21 protein-coding genes and 1 pseudogene are annotated in these 17,934 nt (G+C 70.8%); 13 read left to right on the top strand and 9 right to left on the bottom strand.

Annotated elements, in window-relative coordinates; translation table 11 throughout:
• Positions 1 to 51: 51 nt before the first annotated feature.
• Positions 52 to 1,002, bottom strand: a complete 951-nt coding sequence (locus tag ACFOSY_RS15210; RefSeq protein WP_394307331.1) for an alpha/beta hydrolase — start codon at positions 1,000 to 1,002, stop codon at positions 52 to 54.
• Positions 1,003 to 1,109: 107 nt separating this feature from the next.
• Positions 1,110 to 1,868 (bottom strand): DUF427 domain-containing protein, encoded by a 759-nt coding sequence (locus ACFOSY_RS15205; protein WP_394307330.1) that lies wholly within the window; start codon positions 1,866 to 1,868, stop codon positions 1,110 to 1,112.
• A 160-nt stretch (positions 1,869 to 2,028) separates the two neighbouring features.
• On the opposite strand from ACFOSY_RS15205, the gene ACFOSY_RS15200 reads away from it, so the two are divergent.
• A complete protein-coding gene (locus ACFOSY_RS15200) occupies positions 2,029 to 2,523 on the top strand; it encodes a cupin domain-containing protein (protein ID WP_394307329.1) in 495 nt (164 codons plus the stop codon).
• 99 nt (positions 2,524 to 2,622) lie between these two features.
• On the opposite strand, the gene ACFOSY_RS15195 is transcribed toward ACFOSY_RS15200, so the two are convergent.
• Positions 2,623 to 3,093, bottom strand: coding sequence for a cupin domain-containing protein (locus ACFOSY_RS15195; protein WP_394307328.1), 471 nt, complete (start codon positions 3,091 to 3,093; stop codon positions 2,623 to 2,625).
• A gap of 294 nt (positions 3,094 to 3,387) precedes the next feature.
• Between ACFOSY_RS15195 and ACFOSY_RS15190 the strand changes: the two genes are divergently transcribed.
• The 5 genes from ACFOSY_RS15190 (at position 3,388) to ACFOSY_RS15170 (ending at position 7,203) form a co-directional block, all read left to right on the top strand.
• Positions 3,388 to 3,660, top strand: coding sequence for a hypothetical protein (locus ACFOSY_RS15190; protein WP_394307327.1), 273 nt, complete (start codon positions 3,388 to 3,390; stop codon positions 3,658 to 3,660).
• A 201-nt stretch (positions 3,661 to 3,861) separates the two neighbouring features.
• Complete coding sequence (locus ACFOSY_RS15185; protein ID WP_394307326.1) at positions 3,862 to 4,626, top strand: class I SAM-dependent methyltransferase; 765 nt, start codon at positions 3,862 to 3,864, stop codon at positions 4,624 to 4,626.
• A gap of 126 nt (positions 4,627 to 4,752) precedes the next feature.
• The gene (locus ACFOSY_RS15180) at positions 4,753 to 4,950 is read left to right on the top strand and encodes a hypothetical protein (protein ID WP_394307325.1); all 198 of its coding nucleotides are present in this window, start codon (positions 4,753 to 4,755) and stop codon (positions 4,948 to 4,950) included.
• A gap of 210 nt (positions 4,951 to 5,160) precedes the next feature.
• Entirely contained in the window at positions 5,161 to 5,694 is a 534-nt protein-coding gene (locus ACFOSY_RS15175) for a hypothetical protein (RefSeq protein WP_394307324.1), read from the top strand.
• Between the two features lie 375 nt (positions 5,695 to 6,069).
• Entirely contained in the window at positions 6,070 to 7,203 is a 1,134-nt protein-coding gene (locus ACFOSY_RS15170; protein WP_394307367.1) for a low temperature requirement protein A, read from the top strand.
• Positions 7,204 to 7,287: 84 nt separating this feature from the next.
• Here ACFOSY_RS15170 and ACFOSY_RS15165 read toward each other — a convergent pair whose 3' ends face one another.
• The gene (locus ACFOSY_RS15165; protein WP_394307323.1) at positions 7,288 to 7,653 is read right to left on the bottom strand and encodes a DUF6223 family protein; all 366 of its coding nucleotides are present in this window, start codon (positions 7,651 to 7,653) and stop codon (positions 7,288 to 7,290) included.
• A 240-nt stretch (positions 7,654 to 7,893) separates the two neighbouring features.
• Between ACFOSY_RS15165 and ACFOSY_RS15160 the strand changes: the two genes are divergently transcribed.
• The 4 genes from ACFOSY_RS15160 to ACFOSY_RS15145 all read left to right on the top strand — a co-directional run bounded on the left by ACFOSY_RS15160 (position 7,894) and on the right by ACFOSY_RS15145 (position 11,258).
• On the top strand, positions 7,894 to 9,030 hold the full coding sequence (locus ACFOSY_RS15160; protein ID WP_394307322.1) for a sensor histidine kinase: 1,137 nt from the start codon (positions 7,894 to 7,896) through the stop codon (positions 9,028 to 9,030).
• The gene (locus ACFOSY_RS15155) at positions 9,027 to 9,689 is read left to right on the top strand and encodes a response regulator (protein ID WP_394307321.1); all 663 of its coding nucleotides are present in this window, start codon (positions 9,027 to 9,029) and stop codon (positions 9,687 to 9,689) included. The genes ACFOSY_RS15160 and ACFOSY_RS15155 overlap by 4 nt, the downstream gene beginning before the upstream one ends.
• Before the next feature lie 206 nt (positions 9,690 to 9,895).
• Entirely contained in the window at positions 9,896 to 10,390 is a 495-nt protein-coding gene (locus ACFOSY_RS15150) for a hypothetical protein (RefSeq protein WP_394307320.1), read from the top strand.
• Positions 10,391 to 10,448: 58 nt separating this feature from the next.
• A complete protein-coding gene (locus ACFOSY_RS15145; protein WP_394307319.1) occupies positions 10,449 to 11,258 on the top strand; it encodes a class I SAM-dependent methyltransferase in 810 nt (269 codons plus the stop codon).
• Between the two features lie 5 nt (positions 11,259 to 11,263).
• Here the strand turns inward: ACFOSY_RS15145 and ACFOSY_RS15140 are convergent, their stop codons facing one another.
• Positions 11,264 to 12,667, bottom strand: coding sequence for an NAD(P)-binding domain-containing protein (locus ACFOSY_RS15140; protein ID WP_394307318.1), 1,404 nt, complete (start codon positions 12,665 to 12,667; stop codon positions 11,264 to 11,266).
• 144 nt (positions 12,668 to 12,811) lie between these two features.
• Between ACFOSY_RS15140 and ACFOSY_RS15135 the strand changes: the two genes are divergently transcribed.
• The gene (locus ACFOSY_RS15135) at positions 12,812 to 13,192 is read left to right on the top strand and encodes an ArsR/SmtB family transcription factor (RefSeq protein ID WP_394307317.1); all 381 of its coding nucleotides are present in this window, start codon (positions 12,812 to 12,814) and stop codon (positions 13,190 to 13,192) included.
• 86 nt (positions 13,193 to 13,278) lie between these two features.
• Positions 13,279 to 13,701: an arsenate reductase ArsC gene (locus ACFOSY_RS15130; protein WP_394307316.1), complete on the top strand. Its 423-nt coding sequence runs from the start codon at positions 13,279 to 13,281 to the stop codon at positions 13,699 to 13,701.
• 43 nt (positions 13,702 to 13,744) lie between these two features.
• On the opposite strand, the pseudogene ACFOSY_RS15125 reads toward ACFOSY_RS15130, so the two are convergent.
• Both ACFOSY_RS15125 and ACFOSY_RS15120 read right to left on the bottom strand, forming a co-directional pair.
• A pseudogene (locus ACFOSY_RS15125) lies at positions 13,745 to 14,463 on the bottom strand (hypothetical protein).
• The gene (locus ACFOSY_RS15120; RefSeq protein WP_394307315.1) at positions 14,460 to 15,425 is read right to left on the bottom strand and encodes a LysR family transcriptional regulator; all 966 of its coding nucleotides are present in this window, start codon (positions 15,423 to 15,425) and stop codon (positions 14,460 to 14,462) included. Before ACFOSY_RS15120 ends, ACFOSY_RS15125 begins: the two are co-directional and overlap by 4 nt.
• A 100-nt stretch (positions 15,426 to 15,525) precedes the next feature.
• Between ACFOSY_RS15120 and ACFOSY_RS15115 the strand changes: the two genes are divergently transcribed.
• Positions 15,526 to 16,548 carry an NADP-dependent oxidoreductase gene (locus ACFOSY_RS15115; protein WP_394307314.1) on the top strand — a complete coding sequence of 341 codons (1,023 nt, stop codon included), beginning with the start codon at positions 15,526 to 15,528 and terminating at the stop codon, positions 16,546 to 16,548.
• On the opposite strand, the gene ACFOSY_RS15110 is transcribed toward ACFOSY_RS15115, so the two are convergent.
• Together ACFOSY_RS15110 and ACFOSY_RS15105 are read right to left on the bottom strand one after the other, a co-directional pair.
• Positions 16,521 to 16,805: a hypothetical protein gene (locus ACFOSY_RS15110; protein WP_394307313.1), complete on the bottom strand. Its 285-nt coding sequence runs from the start codon at positions 16,803 to 16,805 to the stop codon at positions 16,521 to 16,523. The two genes, ACFOSY_RS15115 and ACFOSY_RS15110, sit on opposite strands and share 28 nt — an antisense overlap.
• A gap of 77 nt (positions 16,806 to 16,882) precedes the next feature.
• Positions 16,883 to 17,821 (bottom strand): hypothetical protein, encoded by a 939-nt coding sequence (locus ACFOSY_RS15105; RefSeq protein WP_394307312.1) that lies wholly within the window; start codon positions 17,819 to 17,821, stop codon positions 16,883 to 16,885.
• Positions 17,822 to 17,934: the final 113 nt, after the last annotated feature.

Here is a 17,934-nt window from a genome sequence, read left to right as displayed (position 1 = left end):
CAAGGCTGTCGCATCACCGCTGTCGCCTTGCGGGCACGCCGGCGGGCGGGGTCAGTCGGTGCCCAGCGCCTTGCGCAGGACTCGGACGGCCTGTTCGACGGCCGCGGTCGAAGCCTGCGTCCCGCGGACGGGGTTGAGCATCATGAAGTCGTGCAGGGTGGCGTTGTAGCGGATGCTGGTGGTCGGGACGCCGGCCTGCATCAGCTTGCGCGCGTAGGCCTCGCCCTCGTCGCGCAGCACGTCGTTCTCGTCGACGACGACGAAGGCCGGCGGCAGGCCGCGCAGGTCCTCCGGCGTGGCTCGCAGAGGGGACGCGGTGATCTGCGCCCGTTCCGCGGGGTCGGTGGTGTAGGCGTCCCAGAACCACGCCATGGCCTTGGCCGTCAGGTGAGGACCGTGGGCGAAGGTGCGGTAACTCCCGGTGTCCTGACCGGCGTCGGTCACGGGGTAGTACAGCGACTGGTGGAGGAAGGTGACGTCGCCGCGCTGCTTGGCCATGTGGGTGAGGGCGGCGGCCATGTTGCCGCCGACGGAGTCACCGGCGACGACGAGGCGCGAGGCGTCCAGCCCCTCCCCCGATCCCTCGGTGGTGATCCACCGCGCCGTGGCGTACGCCTGCTCGATGGCGACGGGGTACTTGGCCTCGGGCGAGCGGTCGTACTCCACGAAGACCACGGCGGCCTCGGCTCCGACGGCCAGTTCACGGACCAGGCGGTCGTGGGTGCCGGCGTTGCCGAGTATCCAGCCGCCGCCGTGGACGTAGAGGATTGCCGGCAGGACGCCGGTACTGCCGACGGGCTTCACGATCCGCACCCGCACGTCGCCGACCTCGGCGGGCACGGTGATCCACTTGTCGTCCACGTCCGGCTTCTCCACGGGCTGCGCCTGTACGTCGTCGAGGAGCTTGCGTGCCCCCTCGACGCCGAGTTCGTACAGCAGCGGCGGCTTGGCCGTGGCGTCGGCGAATTCCTGGGCAGCGGGTTCGAGAACGATGTCACTCACGGTGGCTCCTTCACAGCGGGCCGGGTGGGCATTTGTACCTGTTGAGACCGGGCCGGGAGGCAGGGTGTGACACAGCGCTCGGCTGATGCGCATGGTGTGATGCCGGGCTACTTCGGCAGCGGTGCGCCGTCGATGAACAGGTCCACGCGTTCGTTGTAGAAGGCGGTCATGCCGGCGATGCGGTTGGCGTGGATGGTCGGGAAGTCGTAGGTCCAGGCGATGTCCGGGTGCGGGCCGGTGGCGCCGTCGAACGACCAGTAGCTGCTGGTCGTCCCCTTGTAGGGGCACCGGGTCACGGTGTCCGAGCGCCGGAGCCGGCTCCAGTCGACGTCCGTGCGGTCGAGGTAGTAGCGGGTGGGCAGACCCGTCTCGAAGAGTTTCACGCACTGGGAAGCTTCCGCCAGGACCTCTCCGTCCACCTCCACGCGCACGCTGCTGGAGGAACGCAGCGCGTCGACGCGGGAGTACGGGCTCCTCGGGTGGACGAACACCGGCTCGTCCTCCTCCAGCCATGTGTCCAGGGCCTCCCATTCGAAACGCACCGTGCCGTGGAGTGCCTGCGGGGCGCCCTCGCCCCACACCCATGCTGCCCCCTCGCGGACCTCGCCGCCGACCTGAAGCGTGTGACGGTGCGCCGGGCCCGCGCCGAGCTGCTCCGTGTGGGCGTCGTCGTGGAGCACTCCCTCGACCAGGTCCTCCACGGGAAGGCTGAACTGCGGGTAGGCCTGCCATTCCCACACGTAGAGCGCGCGGCGCGTGTCGAAGACGACGTGACCGCCGATCAGGCCCCGGATGCGGCGGGGCACGGGCTCGACGTGTCCTACCGGCACGATGAGGCTGGGATGCAGGATGCTTTCGATTGCCATGGTGATGACCTTTGGTTGATCGCTTCGGATGCGTGGAGCCCTGATGAAAGTGTGATGTGTCGTGTCACACGAGTGTGGTCGCGTCGGTCTCGTTTGGTGACGGGCCGCCGGATGGCCTGTGCCGGCGCGTCAGTGCGGGCAGATTCGAAAGGAACGAGCGATGTCGTATCCCTATCCCGAGCAGAAGTACTGGGGCGAGGACGGTGAGGTCAGCGCCGTTTTCCGTCCTGCCCTCACCCCGCCCGCCCTCGGCGTCGGCGGCGTGGGCGAGAACGCCACCCACTACCTCGCGACCACCGAGACCACCCGCGGGGAGTTCGGGCTGTACCGGGTGGAGATGAGGCCGCGGGCCGGCGGACCCAAGACCCACTTCCACAAACGGATTTCGGAGTCGTTCTACATCCTGGACGGCACCGTGCGGGTGTTCGACGGTGTGCAGTGGATCGACGCGCGCAAGGGGGACTTCCTGCACGTGCCCCAGGGAGGCCTGCACGCCTTCCGTAACGACTCCGACGCTCCCGCCGACATGCTGCTGCTGTTCACCCCTGGCGCCCCGCGCGAGGAGTATTTCGAGCAGGTGTCCCAGCTGGCGCACGCCTCGGAGGAGGAGCGGGCCGCGTTCTTCGACAAGCACGACTCGTACTTCGTGGAGTAGTCGGCGGCGGCCGGGGCGGTCCCGTACCCGCGTGCCGCTCCGGCGCTCGGGTACGGGGCCTTCCTGGCTTGCTGCCTCAGCCGGGCAGGCGCCGGACGCTCAGGCGGTGGGCCTCGGTGCGCGCAGGTGGGCGCGCTGCTTCAGCTCCTCCTCGTCGACCAGCTCCAGCATCGGCTTGCCGGGCGCGCACAGCATGGTGACCACGAACTCGGTCCTGGCGTCGTCGAGGGCGTTGCCGTCCTGGTAGTGGATCGCGTCGCCGCCGGGCTCCCAGAAGGTGCCGCCGGCCTCGATGATCCGCTCTGGCTCGCCTTCGAGTTCGAAGCGGACGGCGCCCTCGATGACGTAGCCGAAGGCCGGGCCGGAGTGACGGTGGGGCGGCGTCCCGGGGTCGCCGGGCTCCCAGGCGACGTGGATGGTCATCGCCGAGGCACCGTCGGGGACGGTGATCGGCGCGGCGTCCTGAAGCATCGTGGCGGCGCGGGTCCAGCTCGGTCCGTCGCCGTCGCCGGTCGTGTGCCCGTGCGCGCCGTGTCCGTGCGCGTGTGCGTGCTGTGCGTTGTCCGACACTGAGTCGCACCTTCCGTGAGTTCCCGTGGGTTCGTCCGTGCCGCGGTGACGCTCGGTCTCGGCACGTCGTCGCGAGGCCGGTGAGGAAAACCGGTCTCTCCTTCTGACCGGTGCGAAGGCAGATGTGTGACATGCCTTGCAGGGGGCCGACGGCGCGGAGCGGTGCTCGTCACAGCGGCGAAGCCTGTCCAGTCAGATGGTGCAGAAGCGCATGCTTCGCACGTTCGAGTCCGGGCGGGCGGCACCGTGAACGTCCGGTCCGCGCCGTCCGCAGCCAGGGAGGAGACGAGAGGGATGACGATCGACACGGTCAGCATGGCCAGGACTTCGGGCTGCCCGGTGGCGTGGCTGGTCGGTCTGCCCTTCCGATCGGCGACCGCCCGGGCGGTCCGGTTCTACTACGTCGTGGCGGATGCCGAGGACGACGAGCAGGCGGTGCGGGTCGCCCTGGAGCGGGCGGACCGTGACCGTGACGGGAACGGCCACGACCGACAGCTCTCGCCCGGCACGCCCATCGAGGTGCAGCGGGTCCTGAGGGATCTCCTCGGCAACACGTCCCTGACCTGATGTGCCGGCTATGACCGCCGGTACGTCCCGGAGCCGGTGCCGGTGATCGGGTAAGGACGGAGAGGGCCCAAAGCTACGTGCCCCGGGCCCCTCCTTCAGCGCTTACCGCGTCGATGTGGCGGCGTCCTCGATGACCTCGGTGACCTTCTCGGGACATTCCGTGCACCGTCACACGAGCCTCACATCGTCTGTCTTGCTGGTATGCACCCTGTCCTGGAGACCTCTTGGCCGGACGGCGAACAGCCGCATCCGTACGAGATCAGCGCCGAGTTCTACGACATCCTGCAGGCGGACGAGGACGACCGGCGCGTGCGGCACCTCTACGGGCCCGCCGTGGCGAAGGCACGCGTGGGCGTGCTCGACATCGGTGCCGGAACGGGTCGTGTGACGCTGTTGAGCCTGTCCGCGACGAAGGCCGGCGTGCACGCCGTGGAACCGGCGCATGCCATGCGAGCCCCTTTGATGAGCCGTCTCGCCGCTCTGCCTGCGCGGCAGCGGGCACGCGTGTCGGTGCATCCGAGCACGCTCAGCGAGGCGAACCTTCGTGGTGTCGCCGACCTGGCCGTCTGTCACAACACGATCGCCTGTCTGCCGCCGGCGGCCAGGCGGTCGCTGTGGCCGGCCATCGGCGCCGCTCTCGTTCCCGGGGGAAGGCTGCTGCTGCAACTGCCGCCTGAGCGGGTGCCTGCGGGAGAGTCCGTACATACGCTCGCGACCAGGCGGTTGGGCGAGCACGAGTACGGCGGACACATGGTGATGTCCCCGGCCGGGGACCGGATCCGCGCCCGCTTCGACTACTGGGTCCGTGGCGGACGGGCCGCACCTCGATGCCACAGCGAGACCTTCTGGATGTGGCCCGGCACACGCGCCGACATCCTCACCGACCTGCGACGTCACGGATTCGATGCCCTTCCCCCGCACCATGACTCCGCCGTGCTGGCCGCAGTCAAGCGGCAGCGTGAGTGACCACTTCTCACGGACGGCAGTGTCACGAAGGCCCCGGCCGTCCGGTCGTTACGAGCAGGGGTGTCCGAACGGGCCCCCAGGGCGCCTCGGCCGGCCGAGGCCAGGAGAGAGGAAGGACCTTCCCGCATGAGCAACGACTCCGTTCCTCCTCCTGATCCCACCGCCGCCACCGTGCTCCTTGCCGCAGAGGCAGCCGTGCTCACGGAGCGCGTCCGCCTTCTGCGCGGGCAGCTGGCCGAGGTCTCGGCGCGCATTCAGGAGACGGCCCGACAGCTGAGCGAACTGCCCGCCTCATCACTCGTGGTGGACGACGAGGATCGCTGAACCGCGGCATCGGCGCCCCGCACGGCGCGCCCCCGCGTGCTGCACGACAGTGGGACCACTGACCCGCACCGTGGAATGAGCGTCCTTTGCTGTGTCCGTGGCCGAGAGTATGCTTCTCGTTGTTGACACGAGGCACCCGTCCCGGCGTCCCGACCGAGCGGTTACACCATGCATGGCGGGGCCGGTACGGGCGAAGTCAGGAGACGAGCCATGGTCCCGGCGACCCGCGCGGCACAGAGCATCCAGACCACCGCCGCAAGCCTGCAGGCCGATCTCGCCCGCCTGGAGCTTCAGAAGCGGGCGCTGGAGAGGGAACTCGCCGCCGTCGCCGCTCACCTCGACTCGGTCCAGCGCGCTCTGACAGCCCTGTCGGCTCTTCTGACGGACCCGACCGCAGGGACCGGCCATCTTGATGAGGAGGGTGCGGCCCAGACGCACGGTGTCTCCCTCGCGCCGGAACCGGTCACCGACGATGCGACGCTGACAGGGTCAGTCACTGCCGGCCGTAAGCAGAACACCCCCCGCCCGAAGGCCTCCGCGCAGAAGTACGGCAAACTGACCGAACAGATTCTGGAGTACTTCGCCGGCCTCCCCGACACGGCGGTACGCGCTCGCGACGTGGCCGCAGCGCTCGGCCGTGACACCGACAGCGGGAGCATCAACGCCGTTCGCAGCACGCTCGACCGCCTCGTCGGCGCCTCCCGGATTCGTCGAGCCGGCCGGGGTCTGTACCGCGCCACGTAGACCGACGGGCGCCGGGCATCCGCCGTAGAGCCGGGGTCTTGGCCTGATGAGCCTCGGACACCCGCTCGCGGGGGATCGGAAGGGTGTCCGAGGCCTGTGCATCCTGACCCTCACGGGCGGGTGCCGGCATTTCGGGAAGCTGCCCACGAGCGTGCGGTTCCCCGAAACACTGTGATCACCATACCAGCGTGTGACACTGTCTGTGGTCGGCGGTGTCGTCGAGGCCAGGAGACCGCGCCACGGCCGCTCCTGTCACATCTCGCCCATGTCCCTTGTCTTGTAGTGAGCAGGCAAGGAAGGGGAGCAGTCGTGCAGACGAACCACCGTCGTCACCGAGCGACGTCATCGTACGCGTCCGGTGCCTGGTACCGGCCGATGCTCGCCCGGCCTGCCGACGAGGAGCACCGCACCGCCAGTGCTCTCGAGTTGCTCTTCGACCTGTGCTTCGTCGCCGCTGTGTCCCAGGCCTCCTCGGCCCTGGAGCATGAGATCGCCGCGGGCCGTTCGCTCGACGGCCTGCTCGGGTACGCACTGGTCTTCTTCGCGATCTGGTGGGCCTGGATGAACTTCACCTGGTTCGCCTCCGCCTACGACACGGACGACGTTCCCTACCGCCTCACAACCTTCGTGCAGATCACGGGGGCTCTGGGCATGGCGGCGGGAGCGGCGGACGCCGTTGAGCACGGTGACTTCACATTGATCACGTGGAGTTACGTCGTCATGCGGTTGGCCATGGTCACGCAATGGCTGCGTGCCGCGTGGACCGACCGGGAACGCCGACGGTCCGCGTGGCGGTACGCCTCGGGCATCCTCGTCCTGCAAGTGGGATGGTTGGTCCGCCTCGCCCTGCCGCACGACGGCGGCCTCGTCTCCTTCGCCGTCCTCGCGGCGTGTGAACTGGCGGTGCCGGTCTGGGCCGAGCGTGCTGAGGGCACCACATGGCATCCGCATCACATAGCCGAGCGTTATGGCCTCTTCACCTTGATCGTGCTCGGCGAGTCCGTCACGGCCGCCGGCTTGGCCATTCGCGGTGCCCTGGACACCGGCGAGGCGCTCGGGTCCGTTCTGACCATCGCGTTGGGCGGAATCCTGACTGTCTTCGCGCTCTGGTGGCTGTACTTCGCGCAAGACGCTCCACGCCGCCTTCGGACGCAGACCACGGCGATGTTGTGGGGGTACGGCCATTACGTGGTGTTCGCGGCTGCGGCTGCCGTGGGGGCGGCTCTGGCTGTCAACGCGGCCCATGCCACCCACCACACCGGCCTCACCGACGTCCAGGCGGCGGCCACGTACACGGTGCCCGTCGCCCTCTTCATCGTCTGTGTGTGGTTGCTGCACCGGCGGGGCGCGCAGCCGTCGCCCAAGGCCGACGTCCTTTCTCCCGTCGCGGCTCTGGGCGTGCTCGCCACCACGTTCACGACGTACGCCGTGATGGCCACCGGGATCATCGCGGCCCTGCTCATCGGTGCTCATCTCGTCGCGGCCCGGCGTGAAGCCGTCGAACCCTGACGGGCCTCGCAGCTCCGTCCGGCCCCGCACGGAGCGCGTCGAGCCGCCCGGCCGGGTGGTTGCCCAGGCGGCTCCTTCGGACGGTCATCCGCGCGGCTGCTCGGTCCGCGCGGCGGCACAGGTCACCGCCCGGCGGCCGAGGAGTGCGGCGCCGAGCCCCAGGGGGACGGCCACGACGGCGCCGACCAGTCCGTTGCCCGTGCCGGGACCGCCGTCGGCGGTGACCAGGTGCAGCACCGCGAGAACCGTGCCGATCACTCCCGCCGCGATGGCCGCCATCCCGCCGGTGCGCGGGTCTCCGGTGCTGATCCGGCGGCCGGCACGGGTCATGGCCAGCCCGCCGAGGACCAGGCCGAGCAGGCCGGCCGCCAGCGCCAGGTTGGCCCCTGTCCTCCCGTCACCGATGATCCCGCCCTCGGCCGCCGCCATCAGTGCTGCTGCAGCGCTCATGCCGCTCCCTCCTTCTTCCCTCTTCGTCGACGCTTCCCGACGTCCGATCTCTCCGGGCCAGGATGCGCGGGGGCCCTGCCGCCGGTCGTCCAGCAGATGCGGGTACTTCCGGCTGCCGCCGGGGCCGTATCCGGATACCGCGGCGGCGGCAGTCGGGGGCCGGATACCGCACACGCGGTATCCGGCCCCTCCCCCACGAGCGGGATTCGGTCGGCGACTACGTCCGGTTATGGTGCGCATGTGGACACAGGACGGTGCGCTGTCCCGGCCGCAGTCACCCCGTGGGCGACTGCCCTGGGCGTGGCGGCGCTGATGCTGGGCACCGGCCTGTCCGGGCCTCACCCGTCCGCCGGGCGCGGGCTGCTCGGCTCCGTGCTGCTGGTGGGCGGCGGGCTGGCTCTGGCCGCGTGCCGACGGGCGCCGCTCGGCGTGCTGGCCGTCACCGGCGTGTGCGCGGTGGGCCAGCTGGCGGCCGGGTTCGAGGCGCTCGCCGTGTCCTGCCTGGTCGCGGTCTACGCCGCGGTGCGTGCCGGGCACCGCAAGATCGCGCTGGGCGTCTCCGTGGCTCTGGTGGCCGTGCTGCACCTCACGGCGCTGCTCCTCCGTGAGGGCGCGCCGGGTGAGGCCCTGGCGCAGGCCCGGAACACCCTCGAGCTCGCCTGGCTGATCGCCGCGTTCGCCGCGGGGGAAGCCGTACGACAGGCCGAACGGCGGGCGGACGAAGCCGAGCGTACCCGTGAGGAGACCGCACGCCGCCGGGCCGACGAGGAACGGCTGCGCATCGCACGGGAACTCCACGACTCGCTCACCCATCAGATCTCCGTCATCAAGGTGCAGTCCGAGGTGGCCGTCCACGTGGCCCGGCGCCGCGGCGAACCGGTGTCGCAGGCCCTGCTCGCGATCCAGGAGGCCGGCCGGGAAGCGACCCGGGAACTGCGGGCGACCCTCGAGGCGCTGCGCGACGACGACACCGCGCCGCCCCACGGACTCGACCACATCCCCGCCCTGGTGGAACGCTTCCGGGGAACCGGTCTCCGGACCAGCCTGACGATCACAGGACATCCGCACTCCGTGCCGGCCGCGGTCAGCCGCACCGCTTACCGCATCGTCCAGGAGTCACTCACCAACGTCACCCGGCACGCCGCAGCCACCACGGCCTCCGTGCTCATCGACTACCGGCGGGACACGCTCGCCGTCCGCGTCGACGACGACGGACAGGGCACCGCGGGCACCGCGCACCCCGCACCGGCCGCCGGACTCGGACTGCTCGGCATGCGCGAGCGCGTCGCGGCGCTCGGCGGCCGCCTGCGCACCGAGCCGCGCGGCACCGGCGGCTTCACCGTCCAGGCCGAACTTCCTACGGACGGAGCCTCGTGATCCGCGTCCTTCTCGCCGACGACCAGCCGCTCATCCGCAGCGGCTTCCGTGCGCTGCTCGACCTCGAGAACGACATCGACGTGGTCGCGGAGGCCGCCGACGGGGAGGAATGCCTGGCGCTCGTCAGGGAACAGCAGCCTGACGTCGCTCTCGTCGACATCCAGATGCCTGTCATGGACGGCATCGAAGCGACCCGGCGCATCGCCGCGGATCCGGCTCTGGCGGGGGTGCACGTCGTCATGCTGACGAACTACGGCATGGACGAGTACGTCTTCCACGCGTTGCGCGCCGGCGCCGCCGGCTTCCTGGTCAAGGACATCCTGCCGGAGGACTTCCTGCACTCGGTACGCGTCGCCGCCCGCGGTGACGCGCTGCTCGCCCCTGACATCACTCGCAGACTCATCGACCGGTACATCACCCAGCCGCCCCCCGCCCTCACCGGCGACGGGCTGGAGAACCTGACCGACCGGGAGCGTGAGACGGTCGCTCTCGCCGCGCACGGCCTGTCCAACGACGAGATCGCCCGCCGCCTGGTCATCAGCCCGGCCACCGCGAAGACACACATCAACCGGGCCATGACGAAACTCCATGCCCGCGACCGCGCCCAACTCGTCGTGCTCGCGTACGAATCGGGTCTGGTGACCCCGCGCAATTCGTAAGCCGCGTAACCCGCGTGGGCCCGCCTTGTGCCTGTTGCGTGGGTGCGTGTCCGTCCCTCACTCAGCTCAGATCCTCATCAGATTCTGATCGTTTCCTGCGCCGGCGTGCGGAATCCGTGGTTGATTTCAGCCTCGGTCTCCACCGATGGAGACCTGACGGAGGGGGGAGCTGGAAAGCCATGGCTGGGGAGACTGGGAGGCGCCGCATGGTGTCGGTCGCCGGCATGACGATGATGCTGGTGGCGTCGGCCGGGTGTACGGACACCCCGGTGGCCGACGATACGCCGAGCCGAAGGCCGGCACCGCCGTCTTCGTCGTCCGCACCGGCCTCGTCCGGGCAGCCGGACGAGGGCCAGGTGCCGGTGGCCGAGCCGCCGGAGCTTGATCAGAGCGAGCGCATGGCGGGTCAACAGCCCGAGACCACGGGCAGTGCCAGCTTCTCCTTTGCCAAGGGTGCTGCCGGTGACGCATTGATCGTGGCGGTGCGCTGCCGCGGGGCCGGGACGATGAACGTCGCGGTGAGAACCGTGAGCGTGTCGTTCCCGGTGAGGTGCCTGGCAGGTGGGACGAGGACTCTTTTCAACCAGGTCGGCCTCTCCGGAGCGGAGGAGCCGGGCTCAGTCAGCGTGACCGCCCCGTCGGGGGTTCACTGGTCCATGACCATCGGCCGGGGCGAGCTACCCGCCGACGACCAGCAGTAGATGACACAGTGTCCGGGTCGTGATCGCGGCGGGGGTTGTTCGGGGAAGGGGACGAGCGGTGCGGACGGCGTTCGATGAGGCTGAGCGGCGGGCCTGGGCGGGGCAGGCCGATGCCTATGCTGCGAGTTTCGCCAAACTCTGTGCGTATCCGGTGCCTGCGCTCCTCGACGCCGCCGGGGTCAGGGAGGGTGTGCGAGTCCTTGATGTCGGGACGGGCACTGGCAGCGCCGCCGCTGTTGCGTGTGGGCGGGGGGCGTTGGTGACGGCAGTCGATGCCGAACCCGGTATGGTCGCCCGGGCTGCGCCGGCGGCTCCGGAAGCTGATGTGCGGCTTGCCGCTCTGCCGCGCCTGCCCTTCGCCGACGATGCGTTCGATGCCGTGATCGGCAACTTCGTTCTCAATCATGTCGGGCGGCCTCGGGAAGCCCTCAGGGAGCTGCGACGGGTGGCGCGGCCGGGCGGGCGGATGGCCGTCACCATCTGGGCGGTTCCGGCAGCCGCCGGGCAGGCCCTACTGGGTAGGGCCGTCCAGGCAGCAGGAGTTGCGCGCCCGGCTCACCTGCCCGCTCTCGCTCCCGAGGACGACTTCGCCCGTACTGAACAGGGCCTCGCCGTGTTGCTCGGTGAGGCGGGTCTGACTGACGTCGTCTGCGACACCTTGACCTGGGACCATCAGACGACGCTTGAGGAGTGGTGGAGCGGGCCGGCTGCCGGAGTGGCGACGATCGGCCAGATCGTGACGAGTCAGGGCCCCTTGGTCATCGCCGAGATCAGGAGTCAGTTCGAGGCGCTGTGCGCGGAGTTCTCCGGTCCGGGCGGTGCACTCCTGCTGCCTCACGCAGCCCTGCTGGCGCACGGTCGGGCGTGACAATGTCATGAGCCGCAGCAGCCGCCCGAAGGTGTCTCCTCGGCACCGGCCTTGATGGCTGCGGCGGTGGTGCCGAGCTGGATCAGCTGGGGTGTGGGTGTGCAGCAGCCGCCGTCGCCCTCGGTGGCGTCCGGTGCGTCGAACAGGCCTGCGCCGCCGCAGACTCCGGTCTCGGGGAGGGTGAGTTCCACGCGGTCGGCGGACTCGAGGTCGCCGGCGATCGCGGCGGCGACGGAGCGGACCTGTTCGTAGCCGGTCATCGCGAGGAACGTCGGGGCGCGGCCGTAGGACTTCATGCCGACCAGGTACACGCCCTTCTCGGGGTGGGAGAGCTCCCGGTGACCGTGCGGGTAGACGGTGCCGCACGAGTGCCGGTTGGGGTCGATCAGCGGGGCCAGGGCGACGGGGGACTGGAGGCGCTCGTCCAGGTTGAGGCGCAGTTCGTCGAGGAAGGCCAGGTCGGGGCGGAAGCCGGTCAGGACGATCACTTCGTCGACCGGGTCCAGGCGGCGGCCGTCCTCGCCGACGAGGATCAGGCGGCCATCGGCTGCCCGCTCGATCGCCTCCGTGCGGAAACCCGTGACCGCGTCCGCGTGCCCGCTGTCGACGGCGGCCTTCGCCGCCAGGCCCAGGGCGCCGCGCGCCGGGAGCTGGTCGGCCTCTCCCCCGCCGAAGGTGGAGCCGGAGATGCCCCGGCGCAGGATCCACACGCTCTTGGTGTCCACGCCGTCGTCGGACTTGGCGAGGTCGGCGAGGTAGGCGAGGGCCGTGAAGGCGGAGGCGCCGGAGCCGATGACCGCGGTGCGCCTGCCCGCGTACCGGGCGCGGACGGCGGGGCTGTTCAGGTCCGGGACGCGGTAGGTGATGCGGTCCCCGGCGGCCCTTTCGCCGAGTGCGGGGAGACCGTCTGCGCCGGCCGGGGACGGCGTCGCCCAGGTGCCGGAGGCGTCGATGACGGCACGGGCGTACAGGCGCTCCTCGCCGCCCTCGGTATGGGTGAGGTGCACGACGAACGGCAGGTTCTCGCGGTCGGCGTCCACGATGCGGTCCCGGCCCGCCCGGGAGACGCCCGTGACCCTGGCGTCGTAGCGGACGCGCTCGCCGAGGACGTCGGCGAGGGGCCCCAGGTAGAGGTCGGACCAGTCGCCGCCGGAGGGGTAGGTGGCCGGGTCCGGCTTCGTCCAGCCGGTGGAGGCGAGGAGTTTCTCGGCGGCGGGGTCGACGACTTCGCCCCAGGTGGAGAACAGCCGTACGTGCGACCACTCGCGCACCGCGGCGCCGGCCGTGGACCCTGCCTCGAGGACCAGGGGTTCGATGCCCTGGTCGAGCAGGTGGACAGCCGCGGCGAGACCGACGGGGCCGGCTCCGATCACGACGACGGGCAGCTCGGTGGTGGCGGGCGCGTTCACGGCGACTCCTTGGTTACTTCGACATCCGTCGATGGATTGTGCGGCCCAGCATGGCATCTGTATTGATGAGCGTCAACATAGACATTCGTCGAAGTCGCAGGGAGGGGCCTGCTGCGCTGGTTCGACATGTGTCAACATAGACACATGTCGAATGCCAAGGTGCTGCCGCTGCTCGATCCCGTCGACGGCCAGGTCGCTCCGTGCTGCCCTCCGGTGACCGAGCGCCCGATGAACGCCGAGGAGGCGGAGACGGCCGCGCGGATGTTCAAGGCGCTCGGCGACCCCGTACGGCTGCGGCTGTTCTCCGCCGTGGCGTCGCACGAGGGCGGCGAGGCGTGCGTGTGCGACATCTCCGACGTCGGCGTCTCCCAGCCCACCGTCTCCCACCACCTGAAGAAGCTCAAGGAGGCCGGACTGCTCACCTCCGAGCGGCGCGGAACCTGGGTCTACTACCGGGTGGAGCCGTCCGTGCTGGCCGCGATGGGCCGGCTGCTGGTGGGATCGTCGGCCGCGGCCCTGGCGTGACCGCGCGCCGGCGCGTTCCCGGACCCACGGCGGGTGAAAGCATCGAACGGCCGGCGCCCGGCCTGCGACGAGAAAGACCGATCAGCATGGCCGACAAGCCGTCCGTCCTGTTCGTCTGCGTCCACAACGCAGGCCGCTCCCAGATGGCCGCCGCGTGGCTGACACACCTGGCCGGCGAGCGCGTCGAGGTCCGCTCCGCCGGCTCCGCGCCTGGCGAGCGCGTCAACCCGGCTGCCGTCGCGGCCATGGCCGAGGTGGGCATCGACATCTCCGCCGAGACGCCCAAGGTTCTCACCGTCGACGCCGTCCGCGAGTCGGACGTCTGCATCACCATGGGCTGCGGCGACGCCTGCCCGGTGTTCCCGGGCAAGCGCTACCTCGACTGGAAGCTCGACGATCCGGCCGGACAGGGCGTCGAGGCCGTTCGCCCGATCCGCGACGAGATCAGGGCCCTCGTCGAGGGGCTGATCGCCGAGATCGCTCCGGTCCGGCCGGAGGCTACGGGCTGAGTGACACCGGCGGCGGCGTGTCCGGGCACCGGCGGCCCATCTCTCAGGCCGAGGCGTCGGCTTGGACCGCCTGCCGTGCCTCGGTCAGGGCTCGTTGCCTGATGGCGCTGCCGAACAGCTGCATGGCGGTGGCGTCCAGCACGTCGCCCGGGCCGATCGTCCTCCTGTCGCCCTCACGGGCGGAGGCGGCCTCGGGAGGATCCTCGAGGGAGGGGGACAGGGCCGGCGCGCCCGGCGTGATCAAGGTGACTGACCCGAATCGTCGGACCCCGCCCTCGCTGACGACCATGGCCGCGTCGCGGGCCAGGCGCATCACGAACACGGCGGCGATTCCGTTCAGTTCACGGACCATGGCCGGTACGGCCCTGACCTCGTGGCTCCGCAGAAGTGCTCTTACCCCCGGCTCGAACCTGTGCGCACCGACCACCGCGCTCGACTTCCGCCTGCGCGCGCCGCCGCTACGAGGCGGCACGGCGGCACCCTCTGCGTCGCCGGTCAGGGCTCGGAACGTCGGGCTGTGTGCGTACCACTCGGTCGCCACGTCCACCTCCACGTTCCGGTCGATCGCCATGACCAGGTGCCGAGGCGTGAGCCTCGTGCGGCCCTCCTCGGCCGCCGCCGCCCTCGCACCCTCGACGATCTCCGTCAGGAAGGTCCGCGTGACCGACGCCGCGACGCGCACCGCCGGACGGACACGTGCATCCATGTCACGTCCCTGAACACGGCTCTTACCACGGTGGGGCTGAACGGCGCCACATTCATGGCTGAGACGATCTCACGCCCGGTGAAGTCACGGTATCCCGCGGTCGGTCGCTGTGGGCCGGCCCCACGGTGCCCGGAATCGTGGCCCGGAGTTCCCGTACCAGCGCGCGTACGACGGCGGACGCGGCCAATTCAGGGGTGGTGACGTAACCGACCTGACGTGTCGGGCGTTCGGCGCCGAGGTCGGTGATGCCGACCACCGTCTCCGCCCCGGTCAAGGACAGTGCCGGCATGATCGCCATGCCGTGGCCTCCGCTCACCAACGAGAGCACCGCCCCGTCGTCGTCTGCCTCGATGGTGGCCTTCGGGATCCAGTCCTGCGCGTGCCACCAGGCGCGAGTGTACGAGCCGCAGTTCTCCGCCCAGTCGACGAGTGGCAGCGAACGCGGGTCGGTGTGGCCCGTCGGGTGGACCAGGGCGTAGGGCTCTTCGAGAAGGGGTCTCGCGAGCAGACCCGGTGGCAGCGGCGATGACCCGCCGAGCGTGGCGATGGCCAGGTCGGCCTTGCCCTCGGCCACTTCACCCGCGGTGCCGCGCCCGACCTCTCGTACGATGCGCACCTCGGGCTCGATACCGGGGTGCCGGGCGCGCAGTCGGTGCAGGACGGGCGGCAGCAGGTGGAGGGCGGCGCTGCGGAACGCCGCGATGCGGAGCACCCCTTCCGTGACGTCGCGTCGGTGCGCCGCGCCGCGTGCCTCGGCGGTCAGGAGGTCCAGCAGACGAAGGATGCGGCGTGCGTGTGCCACGGCCTTGTCCCCGGCGGGGGTGGTACGCGCGCCGGCGCGCCCGCGGTCGAACAGCACGGCGCCGACCTTGCGTTCGCTCCCGCGCACCGAGTGCGAGACCGCGGACTGGGTGAGACCGAGTGCGTCCGCCGCGGCCGTGAACCCTCCGGCGTCCGCGACCGCCACCAGCACGCGCAGTTCGTGCGGGGCCAGATCGGTGTCTGTCGTGCGGGCCACGGTGCGCTCACCTCGGTGTATGAAGACGGCTCATGGAACTGTACGTCGCATGAGCCCAACCGGCTGCCCGGCGAAGGCATTCCCGCCCTACGGTCCGGGCATGAACGGAACCGCGCTCACCGTGCACCAGACCGCCCGCCCTCACGGCTTCCCCACCAGCGAGCACTTCACCTTCGTCGAGTCCCCGCTCCCCCGGCCCGCGGCCGGCACCGCGCTCGTGGAGAATCTCTACTGGTCCGTCGACCCGTACCACCGCGAGATGATGGACGACGTGCCCGGCGGTTTCACGCTCGGCGCGCCGCTGGAGGGCCGCACCATCGGCCGGGTCGTCGCCTCACGCACGTCTCGGCTGGCCGAGGGCAAGATCGTGTTCCACCGGCAGGGCTGGCGCACCCACGCGATCGTCACTCCCGAGGAGATCCGCCGTCTGCCCCGCTTCGACGGGGTGCCTCCGACCGCGTACCTGAGCATCCTCGGTGGCACCGGCCTGACCGCCTACGTGGGTCTCACCCGTATCGCCCGGCTCCAGGAGGGTGAGGACGTGTTCGTGTCGGCCGCGGCGGGCGGGGTCGGTACGGCGACCGGGCGGTTCGCCCGGCTGATGGGCGCCGGGCGGCTGGTGGGCAGCGCGGGCTCGGCGGCGAAGCTCGACCACCTCACCCGCGAGGTCGGCTACGACGCCGTCTTCGACTACCGCGACGGTTCCCCCGCCGACCAGCTCCGCAAGGCCGCGCCGGACGGGATCGACGTGTTCGTCGACAACGTCGGCGGCGCACAACTGGCAGCCGCGGTGGGAGCTTTGCGCGACTTCGGGCGCATCGTCCGCGTCGGGACCATCGGCCAGTACAACACCCCGGACGCCCCGGTGCCCCGCTTCGACTACGCCGACATCGTGGAGAAGAGCCTCCGCATGGAGGGCTTCCTGGTGAGCAACCATCGCGACGTGCAGGAGGAGTTGTACGAGTTCGCGGTGCCGCATCTGCAGAGCGGCCGGCTGCGTGCCGACGAGACGGTGGCCGACGGGTTCGAGCACATCGTCGACGCGTTCCTCGGCATGCTACGGGGCGAGAACACCGGGAAGGTCGTCGTGCGGGATCACACGGAGGCTGTGTTCGCCGGATGACCTCCGGTGAGCGGTGCTTGGACGTCCCCGCGGACCGCGAGGCGCCGCAGGGCGACGCTCGCCGTGACGAACAGCGCGGCGAACACGGCCAGGAGCAGCACGCAGACCCACAACTGGCGGCTCCCTGCGGCCTGCCGGCCGGTCAGCGCGGCCGACCCGGCCCACACCACCATCGCCGCGGCGTAGAAGGAGCGGATGCGGCGGAGCTGCCGTACAGCCCGCGTCAGCTGAGTACGTTCACTCTTCTTCGGTGCCATGCGCCCCCAGGTACCCCCTAATTGCGTGCCCAGCGGGGGGAGGTGCCGGCTTTTGGCGCAGTGGTTCCTCACCCGCCTCACCCGTGAGCCAGCCGCTTCCGCCAACACGCCAGCACGGCGCCTGCCGGGGCCAGGGCCAGCGGCAGCAGCACGAGCGCCACGGCGGCCGGTGTGATGGTCACGAGGACGCCGGTGACCCACACGTTGTCGTCGGTGGTGGCCAGCATGATCAGGCCCGCCCAGTGGGCCACGTAGGCGCCGAGCCGGCGGAACAGCAGGAACGCGGCAGCGGTCGCGCCCGTGCACAGCAGGAAGAGCGTGGCGGTACGCACGCGCGCCGCGCGGGTCGTCATCCAGGACCGCCGCATCGCGGCCGTCGCCGAACAGCCGTCCGCCACCCGCTCCGCGGCCGCCAGGGAGAAACGCGCGAGCAGGACGAGGCCCAGCAGCCAGAGCACGGCGGGCAGGACGCGGCCCACCAGCAGGAACTGTACGGTCGCCGGTTCGTGGTAGGTCGGCCAGGTCACCCCCGGCACGGCGGCACACGCCGCGGTGAGCAGCTGCACGCGGAACGCGGCTCCCAGGTGAGGACGCGTGCGGCGCCACAGGGTGGTGAGGGTGAGGGGACCGGGCGCGGCAGCGCTGCCGGCGCCTCGGTCGGCCGCCGCCCTTTCCCACGCGTGCGCCGCGATCACGGCCTGGGCGGTGAGCAGCCAGGCGAGCAGCGCCAGCGCGATCAGGAACAGCAGCGGGAACACGACGCACGCCACGGCGAGCAAGCCGTCCATCTGGTCCGCGTAGGCGACGTAGGAGTCCTCGTTCTCGATGGCCGCCTCCGCGTATCTCCTGGCCTCCAGGAACAGATCCCAGGACGCGGCGAACGCGCACGTCACGAGGCCACCGCCGATGAGCAGCGCTGCCGCGCCGGCCACGGCTGCGGAGCCGTACACCGTACGTCGCTCGCCGCGCGTGATCCGTAGCGCCTCCGTCACCGGGCCTGCGGAACGATCATCCATGGTGAATGCGACGCGCCCGCCGGACACCCGGTTCCCTGCCCGTCGCTCCCCCGGCGCACCCGGTCCCTTGCCGGGTGGGGAGGTCGTGATGCGCGGGTGGATGAGGTGTGGTG

Source organism: Streptomyces lusitanus, from assembly GCF_042647945.1.
GTDB classification, from domain to species: domain Bacteria; phylum Actinomycetota; class Actinomycetes; order Streptomycetales; family Streptomycetaceae; genus Streptomyces; species Streptomyces pseudogriseolus.
The sequence above is the reverse complement of the archived record's forward strand: the minus strand, read 5'-3'. Positions and strand labels throughout refer to the sequence as shown.

Excerpts from the sequence above, each read along its gene's own strand:
- ACFOSY_RS15205 (WP_394307330.1), bottom strand. The coding sequence starts at position 1,868 with ATGGCAATCGAAAGCATCCTGCATCCCAGCCTCATCGTGCCGGTAGGA.
- ACFOSY_RS15175 (WP_394307324.1), top strand. The coding sequence starts at position 5,161 with ATGGTCCCGGCGACCCGCGCGGCACAGAGCATCCAGACCACCGCCGCA.
- ACFOSY_RS15150 (WP_394307320.1), top strand. The coding sequence starts at position 9,896 with ATGGTGTCGGTCGCCGGCATGACGATGATGCTGGTGGCGTCGGCCGGG.
- ACFOSY_RS15190 (WP_394307327.1), top strand. The coding sequence starts at position 3,388 with ATGACGATCGACACGGTCAGCATGGCCAGGACTTCGGGCTGCCCGGTG.
- ACFOSY_RS15170 (WP_394307367.1), top strand. The coding sequence starts at position 6,070 with ATGCTCGCCCGGCCTGCCGACGAGGAGCACCGCACCGCCAGTGCTCTC.
- ACFOSY_RS15105 (WP_394307312.1), bottom strand. The coding sequence starts at position 17,821 with ATGGATGATCGTTCCGCAGGCCCGGTGACGGAGGCGCTACGGATCACG.
- ACFOSY_RS15110 (WP_394307313.1), bottom strand. The coding sequence starts at position 16,805 with ATGGCACCGAAGAAGAGTGAACGTACTCAGCTGACGCGGGCTGTACGG.
- ACFOSY_RS15200 (WP_394307329.1), top strand. The coding sequence starts at position 2,029 with ATGTCGTATCCCTATCCCGAGCAGAAGTACTGGGGCGAGGACGGTGAG.
- ACFOSY_RS15165 (WP_394307323.1), bottom strand. The coding sequence starts at position 7,653 with ATGAGCGCTGCAGCAGCACTGATGGCGGCGGCCGAGGGCGGGATCATC.
- ACFOSY_RS15115 (WP_394307314.1), top strand. The coding sequence starts at position 15,526 with ATGAACGGAACCGCGCTCACCGTGCACCAGACCGCCCGCCCTCACGGC.
- ACFOSY_RS15185 (WP_394307326.1), top strand. The coding sequence starts at position 3,862 with ATGCACCCTGTCCTGGAGACCTCTTGGCCGGACGGCGAACAGCCGCAT.
- ACFOSY_RS15130 (WP_394307316.1), top strand. The coding sequence starts at position 13,279 with ATGGCCGACAAGCCGTCCGTCCTGTTCGTCTGCGTCCACAACGCAGGC.
- ACFOSY_RS15135 (WP_394307317.1), top strand. The coding sequence starts at position 12,812 with ATGTCGAATGCCAAGGTGCTGCCGCTGCTCGATCCCGTCGACGGCCAG.
- ACFOSY_RS15180 (WP_394307325.1), top strand. The coding sequence starts at position 4,753 with ATGAGCAACGACTCCGTTCCTCCTCCTGATCCCACCGCCGCCACCGTG.